The sequence below is a fragment of the Exiguobacterium aestuarii genome, from assembly GCF_020171655.1.
GTDB classification, from domain to species: Bacteria; Bacillota; Bacilli; order Exiguobacteriales; family Exiguobacteriaceae; genus Exiguobacterium; species Exiguobacterium aestuarii_A.
The window spans coordinates 1,747,482-1,767,259 of record NZ_JAIVAC010000001.1; the positions used below are offsets into that span (position 1 = coordinate 1,747,482).

The following is a 19,778-nucleotide window of genomic DNA, read 5'->3' on the forward strand; positions in this document are numbered from 1 at the left end:
GGGCACATTGTTTATCGGTCAAGCAATTGACGAATTCCTTCTTGTAATGGTGTGACCGGACGTCCGAGAACCGGTTCAAAGTCGCTCTCGTGAATCTCAAGCGTTCCTTGACGGATGCTTCGCTGGATGCCGGCGAGAAGTGCGACCACGTCATCAGGCATCCCTGCCCCGCGCATCGTCTCTTCATATGCCTCAAGGTTCAGCTCTTGCATCATGACGTCACGTCCTAATACCTCGCTGAGTGCATCGACTAAATCTTTTTGCGTATGGAGCGGTCCTGACAATTCATATACCGCACTCTCTTGCTGTTCTTTCAACAGGACATTCGCCGCCGCTTCCGCATAGTCTTGTTGAAGCGCCCAGCCGACTTTTCCGTCCCGAGCCGCCGTGATCCACGGTGCCCCGTCAACGACTGCTTGCATGCTCGGCAATTCATTCTCTAAGTACCAATTGTTCCGTAAGAACGCATATGGAATCCCCGATTCCACGATTGCTTCTTCTGTGACGACGTGTGGAGGCGCCATCAAGTTCTCACTGTCTGTCGCATCGGCAAGACTCGTATAGGCGATGAAGGAGACATCTGCCCGTTTTGCCGCCTCGACCGCGTTCGTATGTTGACGAATCCGCGTGTCGTTATCGCCATCTGCCGAGATGATCAACAGACGCTCGACACCTTTAAACGCTTCATCGAGTGTGTCCGGTTGATCAAAATCTCCATGACGTACATCAACCCCACGTTCTTTCAGCGATGCTGCCTTCTCCGGATTTCGTACGCTGACAGCTAGGTCACTCGCATCGATGGACTTGAGTAACTCCTCTACAATTTTCGACCCTAATTTACCGGTAGCCCCGGTGACTAAGTACTTCATTTTTGATTTCCTCCCCTATGCTGTAATCGAATCAGTTACATGTAATCATGATAGTTACAGGTAACTGATTTGTCAATTATTCTTTCCCTGTTATACTAAACATGTAACAAAGTTGTTTACATGCATGAATAGAAAGGGAGAAATTTATGACGATCAGTAGTCGATTTTCAGTGGCCATCCACATGCTGACTCTTGTCGCACTTTCACCGCCAGAAGTCATCTCGTCTGATTTTTTAGCGCGGAGCGTAAATACAAACCCTGCCCTCATTCGAAAAATTATGGCTATGTTGAAGAAGGCTGAATTGATTCAGGTCAAACCTGGTGTTGCTGGTGCGACCCTTACAAAATCATTAACCGAAATCTCACTTCTCGAAATTTATCAAGCAGTTGCCGTTGTTGAACCGAATGAATTGTTTGGAATTCATGACCAGCCAAATCCCGCTTGCCCAATCGGCCGAAATATTCAAGCGACAATAGAGCCTATTTTTATTACGGCTCAATCCGCAATGGAACGTGTACTCGAACAGATTATGCTTTCAGACGTTGTGAAAGATATTGAGCAACTAACAAATTGAAAGATGTACTTCATGAAATCACTTTTTAAAAGAGTGATTTTTTTCATTGTCCCTTCTTGACTTTAAGTTCATATGAACCTATATTATCAATATAGAAGTTCAAATGAACTTAAAAGGAGGAATTGTTGTTGACCCTACTCATCGGGTTTTTACTCATCGTCATCTTGATGCTCGCACTTGACCTCGGGGTGTTCCACCGCAAGGCTCACGAAGTTTCGCTTCGCGAGGCATGGACATGGACGTTCGTCTGGATCGGAATTGCCATCGTATTCGGGGGCTGGTTGTTCTATACGCAAGGTAGTACGGCGGCGACGGAATATGCGAGCGTGTACTTCATCGAGAAGGCACTCGCCATTGATAACGTCTTCGTCTTCTCCCTTGTCTTCGCTTATTTCGCCATCCCGCTCAAGTATCAGCACAAAGTGTTGTTCTGGGGGATTCTCGGCGCCATTTTCTTCCGCGCCGTCTTCATTGTCGCTGGGGTATCGCTGTTAGAAAACTTCGGTTGGGTGTATTACGTGTTCGGGGCATTCCTCGTCTATACAGGTTGGATGATGTACAAGAATATCGGAAAAGACGAGTCACTTGAAGAGAACAAGACGATTCGTTGGCTCGAGCGACGTCTTCCGATCACGCAAGACATTTCATCTGGGAAGTTCACAAAACGCATTAACGGGAAGTTGTTCTTCACCCCCCTCTTCATCGCGCTCATCTTTATCGAATTGTCGGATATCGTCTTCGCCGTCGATTCGGTCGCCGCGAGCTTCGCGTATTCGCGTGACCCGTATATCATCTTCTATGCGAACATCATGGCGATACTCGGACTCCGTAGTCTCTACTTCGTCCTCGCCAACTTGATCGACCGCTTCTATTACTTGAAACATGGCCTCAGTTTCATGCTCGTCTTCATCGGGGCGAAGATGATTTTAGGTGATGTGTACAAGATGCCGATTTGGATGTCACTCGGGACAATTGTTCTCGTCATCTTGATAAGCGTCCTCTATAGTTTCTACAAAACGAAACCTAGTTCGTCCAAACACGTATAATGAATCAATCGGTCCATTTCGTCGGTGTTCTTTCTTTGAAAATCGGGTAATCATTGAGGTGCACAACTACAGAAAAGGGGATTCATTATGTTTGATCGGATTGGCCTCATGAGTATCGGTCTCGTCTTTGGGATCATCCTCATGTTACTCTTCAATACCTTATTCGGATTAGTGTTCGGTGTCGTCCTTGGTGTCAGCCTCATCGCTGCCAACCAACTCGGACGAAACAAACGAACAACGATCCACTAACCAAAAAGCACGCGCTCCCATTGATTGGGGAGCGCGTGCTTTTGCGTTAAAACATCGTATACGGATTGATACTATTTGCTGGCGATGAACTGCTATACACATAGCTGTTCCGATGTACTTCGAAATGAAGGTGATTCCCGAACGAGTTGCCGGTATTCCCGACGGCTCCGATCGTCGTCCCTTTTGCGACCGTCTGTCCTTTGACGACATTGAGGCGGTCGAGGTGTGCGTACACCGTGATGTAGGTTTGCCCGTTCAACTGATGGGTCATCATGATATGGTTCCCATACGCCCCGTAATTGCGGGAGACGATGACTTGCCCAGAAGCGGCTGCAACGACCGGTGTCCCTCTCGGTGCCGCCAAGTCGATGCCGTTATGGAACGTATAACCGTATTGCCCGCTCGCCGGACCATATTTTTGCGTCAACGTCCCTTTTGTCGGAATGACCATCTTCGCTGTCGACGTCGTCGAGAGTGTCGTCACACTGTACTTCTTCACATATGTACTCGATACGTAACGGGCTGTGCCGTTGAAGTTAATTTTCGTCCATCCCCCGCTCACGCCGAGATATTTGAACGACTGCCCCAACTTGGCACTGCCGACGATCGCATACGTCGTGCCTGGGCCCGAACGGACGTTTAAACTGTTGGTCGTGACTTTGACATAATACGTGGTCGCCGCTTCAGCAGGCGTACCAGCTGGAGTGAAGATTCCGATGGTGAGCAACACAGCACAGAGGAGGGAGAGCATCTTTCGTTTCATGTTATGGTAAATCCTTTCAATTATGTATTTAAATTTTTAATTTTTATATTATCTTGATAAAAAAATTTTACCACCAAAATGAACCGACAAATATGTCATTTATATTTCAAATAAAGGAAAACAAAATATAACTTACTTCCCTTATTTTCCCTCAAAAACAAATAAACACAGTCGATGATGACTGTGTTTGTCTATTATTCTTGATTCTCTTCTGCGTTCTCTTCTTCATCCTCTAATTCTTTAATCAATTGCTTCATCTCTTCGATTTCACGGCGCTGTGCCTTGATGATTTCTTCCGACAGTTCTTTGACGCGCGGGTCCTCAATTTCGGCGCGCTCACTCGTCAAGATCGCGATCGAGTGGTGCGGGATCATCGCCTTCATCCAACTGACGTCATCGACCGTCGTCTGACTACGCACGAGCCAGAGCGAGGCACTGAAGACAAGGGCGCTGACCCCTAGGATGATAAAGTTGAGAGTTTTATTCTTATACATCCCCCACATGAAGAGAAGCATGACGAATGCCATGACCGATCCCATGATGAGTGCCATATACAACCTCGTTTGACTAAAGAAGATATGGTTGATTTGAAAGACGTTCAAATACATGAGCCAATACATAATAAATGTAGAGACCGCAATCATGATTCCAAATTTACCGTACGATTTCATCTCGCTCACCCTTTCTTGTTATGCATGTAGAAATACTTTTACCTACTTGTTCTATACTCAAACCTGCATGTTTTTTAGCTATGGCATGTTCTTGATACTTTTCACTTCTTTTTCACAAACGTCGGGTAGACTAATGAAATTGAGATTTTGCAAGGAAGGGGAACGACAATGCAAGAGCTGACGTTACGTGATGTATTGGCAACACTGGATTCTGTCTTATCTTGGTCGTATCTCGACCGTCCTGAAGAGATGGCGATTCGCGGCATCGGAACGACACCAGAAAAAATAAAAAAAATGTTTTTATATGTATGCAAACGTCCGATTAATGAACGGGGTGTCGATTTAGTGAAGGCGGCCATCCGGAACGGGGCAGTCGCCATTGTCACGGATCGCCCGATTGACGCGAGAGTGCCCGTCATTTACTGTCGAGACGTCGCACGCGCACGCGAACAACTCCAGACTCTTTTCGCCACGGAAGGAAATCACGCGAAGCACGCGGAACGATAATAATAGGAACATAGAAAGGAGGAGTACAAGGTGAAGATTCTCATTGTAGACGACGAAGAAAAGATGAGACATTTGATTCGTCTGTTTCTTGAGGGTGATGGGTACTCTTGCATAGAGGCGAGCGATGCTCGTTCCGCACTCGACAAAATCGAAGAGCGACCGGATCTTGTCCTTTTAGATATTATGATGCCAGAAGTAGATGGGATCTCACTTTGTCGTCAGCTAAAGACGATAGACCCGTCATTACCCGTCGTCTTATTGACGGCACGTTCAGACAATGAAACGACGATCCAAGGATTAGATGCCGGAGCGGATGATTACGTCACCAAACCGTTCGATGGGAACGTGCTCCTCGCCCGTATTCGCGCTGTCTTGCGCCGAACCCGTGTCGTCAACATCCAATACGGACCACTACGTTACGATGAAGAGAGCGGACGCGTTTTGTATGAAGAACAAGAGATTGTCCTCACACCAAAAGCGACGGCCATCTTGAAACTGTTCCTTCAGCACCCGAATCGCCTCTTCAATCGCCTAGATTTGTTTGACCTCGTCTGGCCCTATTCTGCAGAATCCGACCCACGCACCGTTGATGCGCATATTCGTATGATTCGAGAAAAGTTAGGGGATGCAGGATTTCCGATTGATGATTATTTAAAAACGGTATGGGGACGAGGTTATCGATGGACAGAGGAGCGTTCCGGATGAAGCGGAGTCGTAACAGTCTACCATTTCGCATCAGCCTCGTCTTTCTCCTATCCACCCTATTGATTGAAGGTGTGTTGTTCCTTCTCCTCTATCACACGCTTCTCGGCGAACGCGTTGTAGAAGAAATCAATCGCCTCGAATCTCGGGCCGAGAGCCATGCGAGCGTTTTGGCCATGAACTTTTCGGAAGAAACAATCAGTCACGTGGCCACCATGGAGAGTGAGACCGACACGAAAGTCGCCATTACCGATCCGACTCATGAGGCGCTACAAACTTCGCGCTCTTTTCCTCAAGTTTTAGTCGACACCGTCGATGCGAAAAAACGCACTGGTCCCTTCAACGACACAACTGTCCTCGAGGACGACTGGGAACACGAACCGTATTTGAGCGTTCGTACACCAATCACAGATGATACCGACACCCGTTATGGATACGTCTATATGTTTTTACCGACCGAAATCATTCATGGAATTAGCCATCGGCTCCAGTGGCGATTCCTATATATCACGGCGATCGCGCTCGTAACGACCGTCTTGACGTTCATCCTCTTGAGTCGATTGATTTCAAAACCAATTCAATCATTGAAACAAGCAACGGAGAACGTATTGACAAACCCAGACGATTTACAGTTACCGACGAATCGTGTCGACGAAATTGGTGAATTAGCACGTGCCATCGAATCGATGTCAGTGGAACTATCAAGACTACGGCGGGAACGTCGTCAGTTTTTATCCGACCTATCGCATGAAATCAAGACCCCTCTCACGTACTTGAGGGGTTACGCCGAAATCGCTTCGAAAGAAAGCACACCCGAATCATTACGCAAACAGTCGATTCAAACGATTTTAGATGAAAGCCGGTCGCTCACGGAACTCGTCGAAAATGCGTTTCAATTGGCACAGCTCGATGAAAACACGTTCTTGTTGCACCGAGAAGAAGTGACCGTCACGACGTTTTGTGCGGACTTACGTCGAATGCTCGATACGATGTTCCGGATGACAACGATTCGCTTCGATGCTACATCGAACGCGGGACAACAAGATATCGCTCTTACACTAGATCGGCACCGGATGCTCCAAGTCTTCCGCTCCATCGCCCATAATGCGATTGAGCATAGTGAGGCCTCTCATGTCTCCCTGCGTTCAAACGTCACGGACACTCACCTGATCCTGACCATTACAGACAATGGGAAAGGCATTCCTGAAGAAGATTTACCGCACATTTTTGACCGCCTGTATCGTGTGGAAAAATCACGGTCCCGACAGACCGGTGGCAGTGGACTCGGACTCGCCATCGCCGACCAAATCGTCAACCGTCACGGCGGAGAATTGACAGTCACCTCTGACGCATCGGGCACCTCTTTCACCGTCACGCTTCCACTCGACAAAAAGACGCCTATCCTTTAATGGAAAGGCGTCTTTTGATCAGTTGAGCTCACCTTTGTCGAGGCGCATCTCCCATTCCCCGTCTGTAAACTCATATACACTGTTATCCGATGTGACAAGCAACATGCGCTCCTCGTTAACTGCCAATTCGATTGGCACAGCGTCCGCTTGAAGCTCCGGAAGATTGAACGTCTCTGTCGACTCATCGTCTAAGTTGAAACGAACCCCTTCGAAAGAACCATCTGTCTGTCTTACGTAGGCCAACTGCCCCTCATCTGCTCCGACCGTGACAACTTGTTCTGCTTCAACAAGTGGCTCGAACGAATCTCCAGAGTCATTCGAAACGAGGATGCCGGACGGCCCGTACAAGAAGACGCGCTCCGCATCCGTCGCATCGGCGACGATACCTGCCACTTGCGCTTCCTCTATCCCTTGTACCTGCATCGTTTCAAATGATTTCCCACCATCGATGGAACGATAAAATCCCGGCTCTAGCTCCGAGGTCGCTTCTTCCAAATAAACGTAGAGTGTACCCGTGGCATAACCGGCACTCATATAGTGAAAATCTGCTTCGCCTTCAAGCGACCGATTCTCGAGTACCGCCCCATGATTTTTTCCATGCATGACCCCTAGTGGATTTTTGAAATCTGTCCGACGATCGGGGTGACCACTCGCATAAAATCCATCTTCGACGACTTCAAATCCCATGTAGTCATGGCGATTTGTCGGAAGCGTATACCAACCGTCTTCTCGATATTCCATCAATCCGGCATGCGTCGCGATGACAGGACGTTCGTCATCTTGCCAAAATCCAGCCCCGTGGATGTGGGAGACCGTTTCATCCGCTCCTACCCGTTGCCATGCGTCTTGTGTCGCTGTCGTTTCGTTTTCTGATTGGCTTGTATCCGATGGCGACTCTTCTGCTCCACACGCCGACAAGAGCAGGGGAGTCAGTAATAGTGATAACATTAACGTTCGTTTCATCTCGATCCCTCCATCATTAGCATCCCATCTAGCATACGTGCTAAAAATGAAAAACTTGTTAAATCTTCAAAAGTCGGGCGTTGATAGCGACAATGACTGTGCTCAAGCTCATCAAGACCGCACCGATGGCTGGTGATAGGATGATGCCAATTGGCGCCAACACGCCCGCAGCGAGTGGGATGGCGACGATGTTGTACCCAGCGGCCCACCACAAGTTTTGAATCATTTTCCGATACGTGTTTTGTGAAAGATCCAAAATCGATAGGACATCTTTCGGATTGCTGCGGACGAGGACGATGTCGGCTGTCTCGACAGCGACGTCTGTCCCGCTCCCGATCGCGATGCCGACATCCGCTTGCGCCAGTGCTGGAGCATCATTGATTCCATCTCCGACCATCGCTACTTTGCTTCCATCTTTTTGGACGTCTTTCACTTGGTTCGCCTTGTCGTCTGGTAATACTTCGGCATACACGTCATCGATACCGAGCTGACCCGCGACCCAATGCGCGACCTTCTCGTTGTCACCCGTCAACATGATGGAGCGGATGCCTTTTTCACGAAGGGCCTCGACGGTCTCCTTCGCCTCTTCCCGTACTAGATCGGCCATCGCAACCATTCCGACCCATTCTCCGTCCTTCAAAACAAAGACGACGGTCTTCCCTTCTTCCGAAAGTCGTGCGAACGTCTCTTCATCGATTTGAATATGTTGATCACGGATATGACGTGGGCTGACGACTTGTATATGCGCATCGTCGACCGTCCCTTCTAACCCGACACCTGTCATCGACCCAAAGTTGTCGACAGCCGACAATTTCAACTCCCGTTTCTCGGCTTCTCTCAAAATTCCTTGAGCGAGCGGATGTTGCGACTCCCGTTCGACGGCACCCGCTAATCGCAATACATCTTCTTCTGTGAAAGATGAGCTCGCCTGTACGTCCGTGACGCCGAAGTTCCCTTCCGTCAACGTACCGGTCTTATCAAAGATGACGGCATCGAGGCGACGTGCTTCTTCAAATTGGGTCCGATTCCGGATGAGAAGGCCTTGTTTCGCCGATAGCGCTGTCGAGACGGCAACGACGAGCGGTGTCGCCAGTCCGAGTGCATGGGGACATGAGATGACCATGACCGTTACCATCCGTTCGACCGCCGTCCCGACCGAGTAACCGAGCATGAACCAGATGGTGAACGTGATGACCCCAGCGGCAATCGCGATGTAAAACAAATATTTTGCAGCACGATTCGCTAGGTTTTGAGCACGTGACTTCGATTTTTGTGCCTCGCTCACCAACTCAATGACTTTTGACAAGTATGTGCTTTCTCCCGTACCAATCGTTTCAATCGTCAAACTACCTTCTTGGTTAATGGAACCCGCAATGACCTCTTCACCTTCTGTCTTTTCGACCGGTACCGATTCGCCGGTCAACATCGACTCGTCAATCGTCGTTCGTCCTTTGATGATTTTCCCGTCCACAGGTACCTGTTCCCCCGGTTTGACGAGAATTCGGTCCCCTTCCTTCAGCTCAGAGATCGGGACGTCTTCCGTCTCTTCCCCATCGATGCGATGCGCCTCGTTCGGGAGCAGTTGCACGAGTTGTTCTAACGCGTTTGATGCCCCCATGACTGAACGCATTTCAATCCAGTGACCAAGTAGCATGATCACAATCAGTGAAGCGAGTTCCCAAAAGAAGTCATGTCCGCTTCCATATCCAAAGACGACAGCCGCGCTATAAAAGTAAGCGACGCTGATCGCCAAGCCAATGAGCATCATCATGCCTGGACTACGATCCCGCAGCTCCTCCACACTTCCTTTTAAGAATGGCCATCCTCCGTATACATACACAATCGTCGCCAACACAAATAAGATGGTCTTTTCAAGCGGAAAATCAAGTTCAAATCGTAACCATTCTTGAATCATGTCCGACAACAACAAAATCGGAATCATCAGACCGAGCGATACGAAAAAGCGTCGTTTGAAATCGTCAATCATATGCTCGTGTCCGTGTCCGCCATGATGAGAATCGTGACTCTCCTCATGATGTTCATGATGTTGATCGTGTTCATGTTCCATCATTTATCCACTCCTTTACACGATTTGTATACCCCTATGCGGTATGCTGATAAACGGATTTGGACTTTCATGTTTCTTTCACAATTAGGTGGTACAACAAAGTGAGGACTGAACAATGAAGGAGTGTTATTAGATGAAATCAAAAGGAATGTGGTTCCTGTTGACGGGGATTTTGATTGGGGTCATCCTCGTCTTACTAGTCGTCCTCTTCAACGGGACATGGAGCCATAATAACAATATGGATCAAGATCATATGATGGGTAATGATTCGTCAACCGGGCAGATGGGTGACCACATGATGGGGAATAACGGAATGGATGGCAATAGCGGACCGATGGGACACGGTGCGACCCAAGATCTCCAAGAATCGGATGAACCGGAACAGCCGCTTCCGATTCCGACTGCCTTACAGCCAGACCGCGTCACGGAAGACATTGTTTATTACACGGTGGAAGCGACTGAAGGCATGTCTCAATTTTTCCAAGATGGGAAGAAAACAGAGACGTTCGGATATAACGGAGACTTGCTCGGACCGATGCTAGAACTCCCAAAAGGAAAGACGGTCGTGATCGATACAATCAACCGATTGGATGAACCGACGACGTTCCACTGGCACGGTCTTGTTATCCCTGCCGAAATGGACGGAGGGCCGCATCAAGCTGTAGCAGCGGGTGACCGTGCACAAGTTCGACTCGATATCGACCAAGAGCCGAGTACGCTTTGGTTTCACCCCCATCCGATGGGATCGACAGCTGAACAAGTTTACAAAGGGCTCGCCGGTCTTCTTTATGTGACCGACGATGCTCAGACTGGTCTCCCGAATGACTACGGTGTCGACGACATCCCGCTTATCGTACAGGATCGACTCTTCACAAAAGATGGTGAACTTGACTACGATGCCCATATGAATGTCGACGGGACGACGGGCGATACGATTCTTGCGAACGGAGCCATCAACACTACGTTTGATGTTCAGACCGAGACGCTCCGTGTTCGGCTCGTCAACGGTTCAAACGCACGTGATTTTGACTTCACGCTATCGAACGGGGAGGTTATGACGCAAATCGCAGGAGACGGCGGTCCGCTAGAACGTCCGGTCGAGATGAAGACCATCTCATTGACACCAGGAGAACGGGCCGAGGTGTTGATTGATTTTTCACAAGTAGAAGATGACGTGGCCTTAGAAGCGGACGGGGTGACGTTCACCACGTTTCGTGTCGGTGAACTCGACAAAACGTCCATCGATATTCCAACGACCAAAACAATGGAGCGTTCGACAGATGAGAAAGCAGATCGCCGGCTCACGCTGTTTGGAATGGGGAATATGGTGTCCATCAACGGCAATACGTATGATCCAGACCGAATCGACATAAAAGTGAAACAAGGGGATACAGAGATATGGGAAATCGAGAACAAACCTGACATGATGGGTGGGATGACGCATCCTTTCCACATTCATGGCGTCCAGTTCCGAATTATCAGTCGGGACGGCAATCCACCAGCCGAACATGAGAAAGGTTGGAAAGACACGGTCGCTGTTGCTCCTGATGAACGGGTAAAAATTGAACTCTCCTTCACCGAAACCGGCACGTTCATGTATCATTGCCACATCCTCGAACACGAAGAAAATGGAATGATGGGGCAACTGAAAGTCACTAAATGAATCGAATCTCTCCGCTTACGACGCGGGGAGTTTTTTTGTTGTGATTCGTATAATTCGTCCCAATTCCAGTCCGTTTCTGTTAGGACTATTGGCTGTATAGGGATTCCTGCTCGGATGTCGTATACTTGTTGTGAATGAATGTACAAATGTTTGCGAGGAGGTAATTGGATGCATCGATTTCGAAGGGTAAGGCAAAAACAATCCGCTCGTCAAAAACAAAAGCGCCATACGTTCTCTATCGCTTCGATTGTAGAAGAAGTACAGGATGCGATGTGTTATATCGATTTTTCGAAACATCGTCTCTATACAAATGACCTCCTTCATCACTGGTGCCCTTCGATGACGACCCAATCGTTCACCTCGATGGAAGCATTGACTCGATTTCTGTATACGACGTTCGAAGAGCACGGTGCCGACATGGCGCAAGTCACCTATTTGATCCAAGAATTGCTTGAGTGCGAGACAGAGAAATGGCCAAGCATGACGTCACGCCGAATTCAATTCGATGACCGGACGCTACACTTGATCTTCAATTTTACCCGGACACCTCGGGGCGTCTTCATCATGTGGCGTGATCAGACGGAAGCCGTCCGCTTTGAAGAACGAAAAGATGCATTTCTCGCCGAGTTGTCTCATGACTTCCGTACCCCGTTGACCGCAATCCATGGCTTTACCGAATTGTTGATGGCGCGTCATGAAGGTTCCGAGAAGTCGTATCACATGTTGGAACAAGTGAAACAAGAGTCGGAGCGGCTGGAGCGACTCGTCGATAATTTTTTAGACTACCAAAAAGAAAGCTATTCGGCCGAACAATTGAATGTCTCAACGTTTGCGCTTCGTCCCCTGTTAGAGGAAGTTATGGCGAGTTATCAATCGACTTCGCCGCTTCACACGGTGACGTTTGAGACGAATGACGTATGGATTCAAGCAGATTCAGAAAAGTTACGGCAATTGCTCCATAACTTGATCGGCAATGCCATCAAATATTCTCCCGACGGTGGTACGGTCCATACACAAGTCGAGGAATGTGACGGTACGGTCATCTTGTCCGTATCAGACAACGGTATCGGCATTCCGGAAGATGCGCTTCCGTATGTGTTTGATGAGTACTATCGTGTCGACTCGATCGCCCATCAATCGATTAAAGGTACAGGACTCGGTCTACGGATTTGCAAACGAATCGCTGAAGCCCATGGTTGGGTCATCCATGCGGATTCCGTTTACGGCGAGGGAACGACCTTCACCATCGAGCTTCATACCCGACACACATGTCCCTTGCCACGAACATCCTTATCCATCATGTCCGACTGATTCGTTCAGTCGGACGTTTTTCATTTCGGCATGATTCAAGAATGAAGCCCTGTCGTTTCGGGAATAGAGAATTGATGAAGAGAGGAGGAACTCAAGATGAAACAACGTGGATACTTATCCATCCCGGTCGCCGTCGTGTTCGCCGTCGTTTTTGGTCTCACCCTCGATAACTGGTGGCTCGGGATTGGCATCGGCATCGCCATGTTCTTTGCGTTTCGAGGCACGAAGAAAAAAGCGTGAAGACGAAGTGAATTTTTGCACATCTCTGATTGACATTATTTTGAAGACTGCTACGGTTAATGTATAGTCTACCAAAAAGGTCGTGAAGGAATGACGCTCACCGTCTTGTTACTGAACGCCTGTGTTGCGTTCACCGGATTTTACATCATCTCAAAGATTTATCACTCTTCACTATTCAATTCGCAACGTCTTCGCAGTTTCGTGATTGGATTATTAGCCGGGGCGCTCGGTCTCTTCTTAATGTACAATGCCGTCGAGGCCAACGATACGGTACGTGTGGATTTACGTCATCTACCGCTCGTCCTACTCGCGTTTTACGGTGCTCGGATGCCATTGTTTATTGCGACACTCGTCATTGCGAGCACGCGCTTCCTGTTCGGGATGACGGAACAAGCGTTCATCGCCTTTATCGCGACGTTCGTCGTCAGTATCGGAATGCTATGGATTCATCGTCTCCTCCGCGAACGACTTTTCATGCAAAGTATTTTCTTAAACGTGTGGGCGCTATTCGTCATCTCGATTGCCGTCTACATCAATATGGGATGGAATACAGCATACGTGTCCCTCGTCTTGACCATTTGGATGGTCGGCATGCTCGTCGGTCTGCTGTCGAGTATACTCACAATCGACTTAGAAAAGACGACACGACGTGCGCTTGAATATAAACGCTCTGCTGAACGAGATCATCTGACAGGTCTGTTCAATCGTCGCGTCTGGGACCGTTACACCGCCTCGCTCGGTGAGGACGACCGCACGTACAACATCCTCGCGCTTGATATCGATCACTTTAAGCACGTGAACGATACATACGGTCACGGAAATGGCGACCTCGTTTTGCAACAGTTCGCTGACATTTTAAAGGTGGAGACTCGCGCACACGATACCGTCGCTCGGATCGGCGGCGAAGAGTTTGTCATCTTGATGTACGATTTGACGCCAGAAAAGGTGGATAAAGTGGCCAACCGGATTCGGGAACGGATTGCTGCTGAAACGTTCTACTTGAACGACTTTCCACCGATTCAAATCACGACGTCCGTCGGGGTCGCCCACGGTACCTCGCTTCCCATCAAACGGATGGTCGACCTCGCAGACTCGGCGCTCTATCAAGCGAAAAATGAAGGGCGCAACCAAGTCGTCGTCTCGACGGTTGCATCACCAGAACCGATCATGACATGAACGAACCCCGCTCCTTCATAGGAAGCGGGGTTTTGTCTGCTTATTTCGCGAACCGTTCAACTTCATCCGTCATGATGGCTGCCACCGGCATCAGCGGCAGGTCTTTCACGTCGTTGATTGTGTAGACACGTGTCTCGAGTGCCGTCCGTCGCATCTCTTCCCATACTTTCGAACCGATAAATTCGGACTGTGCGTGAATCGCCTCGGCTCGAATCGTTTCAGCGAACGAGACGATGTCCGACTCTCCCGTGAGTGTCAAGACGGCAAGGCGTGCGTGCGGTGCCACATCCCGCATTCGAACGAGTGTCTCCCGATTGAACGAGGAGAAGACGACGCGCCCCGTCATGTGAAACTCATCGACGGCGAGCCAGGCGAGTCGTTCGATGCCCGGATACGCATATTGATCTGTCTTCAATTCGACGTTCAGCGTGATGTCACTCCGTTCAATCAAGCCGAGCACTTCTTCTAGTGTCGGGATGCGTTCATACCCGTCAATTTTCAATTGACGTAGCTCCTGGAGTGTCATGTCTTTTACCCATCCAGTCCCATCTGTCGTCCGATTGACGGTCTCGTCATGGATGACGACAAGCCGACCGTCCTTTGACAGTTGCACGTCGAGCTCGATCCCGTCCACATATGGGAGGGCCGCCTCGAACGCCGACAACGTATTTTCCGGATAATTAGCGCTATACCCACGATGTGCGTAAATCAGCATCTCACTGCCCCAAGGTGGAAGTCGTCTCTTCGGCCGCACGCTTCAATGCGTCTTCGACCGATACGCCTTGATACAAACTCTCCATCGCATTGACGACGCTCTGACGCGATTGAGGGAACGTCGAGATGAGCGCACCTTGTGTCGCTGGTGATGGTTTTGTCTCGCTGAGCTGATCGACCGTTACTTTGAGCTGTGGATATTTCGCCCACATCTCTTCGACGACCGGTTCGTTGTATGCGTCAGGATTGATGGCGAAGTAACCTGTGTCGACATGCCACTGCGCCTGCGCTTCCGTTGAAGACACATACTTCATGAACTCCCATGCGCCTTCTTTCGTTTCTTCGGCGATGCCGTCACCCATCCAGAGTGATGCGCCACCGATGACGACGCCTTGACGGTCTGCTTCGTTCGGTACTGGCAAGTATGAGGCAGCGATCTCAAAGTCTGCGCTGTCCGCGACGGTACGGATCCCGGCTGACGAGTCGAGATACATGGCGACTTTACCCGATTGGAACGCCGCACGCATATCGTCCCAGTTTTGACCGACGTTTAGGAACGTCTTCTCATCGTACATCTCTTTGATCAAGTTGAACGCATTCTGCCCTTCTTCCCCATCGAACACGGCCTTCGTCGGCTCACCACTGCGTCCGTTATCGTTATCGACGTAAAGTCCACCTTGCGCGGCGACAAGCTGTTCGAAGAACCAACCATAGTTGAGCATCGTGAAGCCGGTCTGGTCGTCCGTCGTCAACTTCTTCGCTGCTGCTTTCAATTCGTCATACGTGCGCGGTGCCTTCTCCGGGTCAAGTCCTGCCTCTTTAAATGCATCCTTGTTGTAGATAAGGACAGGTGTCGAAGAGTTGAACGGCATCGAGTATTGCTTGCCGTCCACTTGGTAATAGCTCAAGATGTTTTCTTCCCACACGCTCGTGTCAAAGTCCTCTTTGTCGATGAACTCTTGGACCGGTGTGATTTTATTGGAGTCGATCATATATTTCGTTCCGACCTCGAACGTCTGCATGATGGCCGGCGCGTCTTCCGAACCGGCGACCGCATTGAACTTCGTCAACGCCTCTTCGTACGTTCCTTGGAAGATTGGTTTCACTTCATAGTCGTCTTGCGACGCGTTGAATGCGTCGACCTGCGTATTGAGCGCTGTCTCCAAGTCCCCGCTCATGGCGTGCCAAAAGACGACTTCTGTCTTTCCGTCTTCTGTCGTCGCCGCGACAGGTGCCGCTTCTTCACTTCCACATGCCCCGAGCAATAACACTGAACTTGCCAACCCTGCGAATAATCCAAACTTTTTCATTTTGTCATGTCCCCCTATTATTTGATCGCGCCTTGCGTCAATCCTTCTTGTAGATGTTTTTGTCCTACGAATAACAATAAAAGTGTCGGAATGATGATCAAGATGACCGCTGCCATGACGACACCCCAATCCGAGGCGACCTCGTTCGACTGCATCTGTTTGATTCCGATTTGGACCGTCCGCGCCTGTTCCGTGTTCGTGACGAGAAGCGGCCATAAGTACATGTTCCAAGTCGTCAAAAAGCTATATACCGACAATGTGACGAGCGGTGTCTTCGATACTGGCAAGACAACGTTCCAGAAGAAGCGGAACCGACTGATCCCAGCGATTTGAGACGCCTCATACATCTCATATGGAATCGTCTTGAACTGTTGCCGGAGTAGAAACGTTCCGAACGCAAGTGCGAAGAACGGCACCGATAGTCCCCAGACGGTGTTGAGCCAACCGAGCGACTGGATTGTCAAAAAGTTCGGCACCATCGTCGCTTCCCATGGGACCATCATCGTCGCGAGGAAGAGCATGAAGATGAGCCCTTTTCCTTTAAAGTCGATGAAGACGAATGCGAATGCCGCGAGGCTCGACAAGACGACCTGCCCGATCATTACGAGGAGCGCGACAACCAGACTGTTCACTAAGTAGGTCATCATCGGAATTCGTTCGAACGCGGCCACGTAGTTCTCAAAGGACGGGTCGCGTGGGAGCAGATGTCCCTGGAGCACTTCCTTGCCGTCCATCAGACTAATCGAGAACGCATAGGCGATCGGGAACAGCATGACGACGGCGCTCAAGACGAGTAAGACATATACGCCTATATTCCGTAGTCTCATTGGTAATGCACCTTCCTTTCGACAAGTTTAAATTGGAGCCATGTCAACAGAAGGACGGCGATGAATAAGAACACGGCCTGTGCACTGGCACTCCCGACGTTGTAGTTGATGAACGCATCTTTATAGATGGCATAGACGATGACGTTCGTCGCATTCGTCGGTCCGCCTTTCGTCAACAGATCAATCTGCCCGAACGTCTGGAAGGCGTTGATGAGCGAGATGATGCCGACGAAGAAGAGCGTCGGGGACAACATCGGGATCGTGATCGCGCGTAACTGTGTCCAATAGCTCGTTCCGGCAATATCCGCACTCTCGTAGAGCGTCCGGTCGATGTTTTGCAGCCCGCCGAGAAGAATCAAAAACGTGAAGCCAATATTCATCCAGACGGTCGCAATCGAAACGGATAGGAGCGCATATTGCGGGTCGAGGAGCCACTGTACGCCGCTGGCACCGATCGCCTCGAGGAACCGGTTGAAAATCCCGATTGACGGGTTATACATGAACATCCAGATGACCGACGAGGCGGCGACACTCATCCCCATCGTCGCCGAGAAGGCTGTTCGAAAGATGCCAATGCCCTTCAATTTCTCATTGGCAAGTAGCGCGAGCCCGAGTGCGATGAGAATCGTCAGTGGGACCGTCAAGAGGACGAATCCGACCGTCGCTTGGATGCTTTGCCAAAACGCCGCACTCGTGAACAGGTTGCTGTAATGACCGACGCCGACAAATTCGAGTGGCGTCCCTTGCGTGTCCGTCCGAAAGAAGCTCAAGTACATCGTCCGGAGAAGCGGATAGACGAGAAAGACACCAAACAAGATGATGGACGGAGACAAGTACAACAGCCCGCTCGCCGCGTCCGACAGTCTCGTGCGGACCTTCTCTCTCGGTAAGGCGACCGTCATTGGAACACCTCCAACGCCTCAAACAACTTCGGCTGTCGTGGCTCGATGCGATGCCCGTTCGCGTCAAAGAGCGACATCTGTTTCGGATCCACATAACACGCGACTTTTTCTCCGACGGTGAGTGGCCATTGTCCTGACCATTTCGCCAGCCATTCATTGCCACCGACATCGAACGCAAGGATTGTCTCGGTCCCGAGTACTTCGATGTTTTTCAGCTCTGCATAAAACGTCACGTCTTCGTCTGCCGGTTTGATCTGTTCCGGACGTACGCCGAGCGTCGCTTCCGACACTTCTGTCAATGCGTTCGGATGGAACAGGCGGCCGTCTGCTGCCATCCACCCTTTTTCTTGTCGGGTGACCTCGACTAAGTTCATCGGTGGTGATCCGATAAACGAAGCGACGAACGTGTTCGCTGGTTTGTTGTACAGGTCAAGCGGCTTCCCGACTTGTTGCACTTCCCCTTCATTGAGAAGCATGATGCGATCCGCCATCGTCATCGCCTCGACTTGGTCATGGGTGACGTAAATCATCGTCAGTCCAAGTTTTCGTTGTAACTGACGAATCTCCGAGCGCATCTTCGCCCGTAGTTTTGCGTCCAAGTTCGAGAGCGGCTCATCCATGAGGCAAATCGGTGCCTCCGTCACGATGGCTCGTGCCAACGCGACCCGTTGTCTTTGACCACCTGACAGTTCACGTGGCTTCCGTTTCAAATAATCGGTGAGTCCGAGCGTCTCGGCCGCCTGTAGGCAACGCTCACGCTGTTCTAGTTTCGTCAGTCCTTTCGTATGTAGACCGAACGTGATATTTTTCTCGACCGTCATATGTGGATAAAGGGCATAGTTTTGGAAGACCATCGACAAGTGACGCTCGCTCGGCTTCATCCCGTTTGCTGCCACTCCGTCGATGCGGAGCGTTCCACTCGTGATGGATTCGAGCCCCGCAATCATGCGAAGCATCGTGCTTTTGCCGCAGCCGGATGGTCCAACGAGCGCAAAGAATTCTCCTGCTTCAATTGTCACGTCGATCCCTCGGATGACTTCCGTCTCCCCGAATGATTTTGTCAGTTGTTGTAGTTGAATCGTTTTCATACCATTTCCTCCTTCTGACTTTGGACCTGCCAAAGTCGTTCGTCCCCGGTCGAAACCGCGAATGCCCCATGGTCGAGGGCGCGATGCACATCGATGGGTTGACGAATCATGCCACCCGTCACAATCGGGAAAGAGACTTCCTGGGAAATCTTTTCGACGACACTCGGGATCAGACCGGGCATGAGTTCGATCGCGTCCGGTTGCTGCGCTTCGGCGAGTTTGAGCCCGCTCGTGACCGCGTCCGAATCGACGAGAAACAGTCGTTGAACCGTCAACAGCCCTGCCCGTTTTGCGTGCTGAAGCACCGATGCTTTCGTCGTGACAATCCCGTCGGCGCCGACACGTTTGGCGAGATAGTCGATGCCATCCCGGTCGAGGCTGATCCCATTGATCCGCTCGGCGTGGAGGAAGACCGTTCGGTTCTCTCGTTTCAAATGCGCCACATAGCGGTCGAGCGTACTGAGCGTCCCCATCATGAGGAACGTCGTCGTCACATCCGTCTTTAAAAACGCTTCGATTTGTTTCGGACTCTTGATTGAGGCAATCATCCGCTCCTGCCCCATTCGTGCAATCGCTTCATTCACTTGAATCATCCTTTCTTGAAAAAAAGGACCAACAGAAACGACACGTCATGGACGTACGGGCTTCTGTTGGTCTCTCAAAGGTTCTACCGGTAAGTATTCACTTAGAAGTGAGGGGGTCTCACAGCTCTTATCGTAGCGGAC

Annotated in this window: 21 protein-coding genes; 10 read left to right on the plus strand and 11 right to left on the minus strand. The window is 50.1% G+C overall.

Translation table 11 applies throughout. The annotated features are described in order from the left end of the window. Positions 1 to 11: 11 nt before the first annotated feature. Positions 12 to 869, minus strand: a complete 858-nt coding sequence (locus LCM29_RS09075) for an SDR family oxidoreductase (RefSeq protein WP_224862207.1) — start codon at positions 867 to 869, stop codon at positions 12 to 14. 146 nt (positions 870 to 1,015) lie between these two features. Here LCM29_RS09075 and LCM29_RS09080 point away from each other — a divergent pair, with 146 nt between their 5' ends. From LCM29_RS09080 to LCM29_RS09090, 3 genes are all read left to right on the plus strand, one after another. Beyond that, entirely contained in the window at positions 1,016 to 1,444 is a 429-nt protein-coding gene (locus LCM29_RS09080; protein ID WP_224862209.1) for an Rrf2 family transcriptional regulator, read from the plus strand. A 128-nt stretch (positions 1,445 to 1,572) separates the two neighbouring features. Then, positions 1,573 to 2,490 carry a TerC family protein gene (locus LCM29_RS09085; RefSeq protein WP_224862211.1) on the plus strand — a complete coding sequence of 306 codons (918 nt, stop codon included), beginning with the start codon at positions 1,573 to 1,575 and terminating at the stop codon, positions 2,488 to 2,490. A gap of 87 nt (positions 2,491 to 2,577) precedes the next feature. Next, a complete protein-coding gene (locus LCM29_RS09090; protein ID WP_214694419.1) occupies positions 2,578 to 2,739 on the plus strand; it encodes a hypothetical protein in 162 nt (53 codons plus the stop codon). Between the two features lie 46 nt (positions 2,740 to 2,785). Here LCM29_RS09090 and LCM29_RS09095 read toward each other — a convergent pair whose 3' ends face one another. Together LCM29_RS09095 and LCM29_RS09100 are read right to left on the minus strand one after the other, a co-directional pair. Then, positions 2,786 to 3,502, minus strand: a complete 717-nt coding sequence (locus LCM29_RS09095) for a peptidoglycan DD-metalloendopeptidase family protein (protein ID WP_224862213.1) — start codon at positions 3,500 to 3,502, stop codon at positions 2,786 to 2,788. Between the two features lie 194 nt (positions 3,503 to 3,696). Further along, positions 3,697 to 4,173: a DUF305 domain-containing protein gene (locus tag LCM29_RS09100; protein WP_224862215.1), complete on the minus strand. Its 477-nt coding sequence runs from the start codon at positions 4,171 to 4,173 to the stop codon at positions 3,697 to 3,699. Positions 4,174 to 4,341: 168 nt separating this feature from the next. Here LCM29_RS09100 and LCM29_RS09105 point away from each other — a divergent pair, with 168 nt between their 5' ends. Genes LCM29_RS09105 through LCM29_RS09115 form a run of 3 tightly spaced genes read left to right on the plus strand, consistent with a single transcriptional unit; the run spans position 4,342 to position 6,791 of the window. Further along, positions 4,342 to 4,680 (plus strand): hypothetical protein, encoded by a 339-nt coding sequence (locus tag LCM29_RS09105; protein ID WP_224862217.1) that lies wholly within the window; start codon positions 4,342 to 4,344, stop codon positions 4,678 to 4,680. A gap of 30 nt (positions 4,681 to 4,710) precedes the next feature. Then, the gene (locus LCM29_RS15265) at positions 4,711 to 5,385 is read left to right on the plus strand and encodes a response regulator transcription factor (RefSeq protein WP_224862219.1); all 675 of its coding nucleotides are present in this window, start codon (positions 4,711 to 4,713) and stop codon (positions 5,383 to 5,385) included. Continuing rightward, positions 5,382 to 6,791 carry a sensor histidine kinase gene (locus LCM29_RS09115; RefSeq protein ID WP_224862221.1) on the plus strand — a complete coding sequence of 470 codons (1,410 nt, stop codon included), beginning with the start codon at positions 5,382 to 5,384 and terminating at the stop codon, positions 6,789 to 6,791. The genes LCM29_RS15265 and LCM29_RS09115 overlap by 4 nt, the downstream gene beginning before the upstream one ends. Positions 6,792 to 6,809: 18 nt before the next feature. Here the strand turns inward: LCM29_RS09115 and LCM29_RS09120 are convergent, their stop codons facing one another. Together LCM29_RS09120 and LCM29_RS09125 are read right to left on the minus strand one after the other, a co-directional pair. Then, positions 6,810 to 7,754: a F510_1955 family glycosylhydrolase gene (locus LCM29_RS09120; protein WP_224862223.1), complete on the minus strand. Its 945-nt coding sequence runs from the start codon at positions 7,752 to 7,754 to the stop codon at positions 6,810 to 6,812. Positions 7,755 to 7,812: 58 nt separating this feature from the next. After that, positions 7,813 to 9,825 (minus strand): heavy metal translocating P-type ATPase, encoded by a 2,013-nt coding sequence (locus LCM29_RS09125; RefSeq protein ID WP_224862225.1) that lies wholly within the window; start codon positions 9,823 to 9,825, stop codon positions 7,813 to 7,815. 130 nt (positions 9,826 to 9,955) lie between these two features. Between LCM29_RS09125 and LCM29_RS09130 the strand changes: the two genes are divergently transcribed. The 4 genes from LCM29_RS09130 (at position 9,956) to LCM29_RS09145 (ending at position 14,212) form a co-directional block, all read left to right on the plus strand. Beyond that, positions 9,956 to 11,485 carry a multicopper oxidase family protein gene (locus LCM29_RS09130; RefSeq protein ID WP_224862227.1) on the plus strand — a complete coding sequence of 510 codons (1,530 nt, stop codon included), beginning with the start codon at positions 9,956 to 9,958 and terminating at the stop codon, positions 11,483 to 11,485. Positions 11,486 to 11,653: 168 nt separating this feature from the next. Then, a complete protein-coding gene (locus LCM29_RS09135; protein ID WP_224862229.1) occupies positions 11,654 to 12,796 on the plus strand; it encodes a sensor histidine kinase in 1,143 nt (380 codons plus the stop codon). Positions 12,797 to 12,892: 96 nt separating this feature from the next. Then, a complete protein-coding gene (locus tag LCM29_RS09140) occupies positions 12,893 to 13,036 on the plus strand; it encodes a hypothetical protein (protein ID WP_026825140.1) in 144 nt (47 codons plus the stop codon). 90 nt (positions 13,037 to 13,126) lie between these two features. After that, on the plus strand, positions 13,127 to 14,212 hold the full coding sequence (locus tag LCM29_RS09145) for a GGDEF domain-containing protein (RefSeq protein ID WP_224862232.1): 1,086 nt from the start codon (positions 13,127 to 13,129) through the stop codon (positions 14,210 to 14,212). A gap of 40 nt (positions 14,213 to 14,252) precedes the next feature. On the opposite strand, the gene LCM29_RS09150 is transcribed toward LCM29_RS09145, so the two are convergent. From LCM29_RS09150 to LCM29_RS09175, 6 genes are read right to left on the minus strand one after another with little or no spacing between them, the layout of a single operon-like run. Continuing rightward, a complete protein-coding gene (locus LCM29_RS09150) occupies positions 14,253 to 14,927 on the minus strand; it encodes a glycerophosphodiester phosphodiesterase (RefSeq protein ID WP_224862234.1) in 675 nt (224 codons plus the stop codon). 1 nt (position 14,928) lies between these two features. Then, positions 14,929 to 16,236, minus strand: coding sequence for an ABC transporter substrate-binding protein (locus LCM29_RS09155; protein WP_224862236.1), 1,308 nt, complete (start codon positions 16,234 to 16,236; stop codon positions 14,929 to 14,931). Between the two features lie 17 nt (positions 16,237 to 16,253). Next, the gene (locus LCM29_RS09160) at positions 16,254 to 17,063 is read right to left on the minus strand and encodes a carbohydrate ABC transporter permease (RefSeq protein WP_224862238.1); all 810 of its coding nucleotides are present in this window, start codon (positions 17,061 to 17,063) and stop codon (positions 16,254 to 16,256) included. Next, on the minus strand, positions 17,060 to 17,965 hold the full coding sequence (locus tag LCM29_RS09165; RefSeq protein ID WP_224862240.1) for a carbohydrate ABC transporter permease: 906 nt from the start codon (positions 17,963 to 17,965) through the stop codon (positions 17,060 to 17,062). The genes LCM29_RS09160 and LCM29_RS09165 overlap by 4 nt, the downstream gene beginning before the upstream one ends. Continuing rightward, the gene (locus tag LCM29_RS09170; protein WP_224862242.1) at positions 17,962 to 19,053 is read right to left on the minus strand and encodes an ABC transporter ATP-binding protein; all 1,092 of its coding nucleotides are present in this window, start codon (positions 19,051 to 19,053) and stop codon (positions 17,962 to 17,964) included. Before LCM29_RS09170 ends, LCM29_RS09165 begins: the two co-directional genes overlap by 4 nt. After that, complete coding sequence (locus tag LCM29_RS09175) at positions 19,050 to 19,637, minus strand: glycerol-3-phosphate responsive antiterminator (RefSeq protein ID WP_412093976.1); 588 nt, start codon at positions 19,635 to 19,637, stop codon at positions 19,050 to 19,052. Before LCM29_RS09175 ends, LCM29_RS09170 begins: the two co-directional genes overlap by 4 nt. Positions 19,638 to 19,778 lie beyond the last annotated feature (141 nt).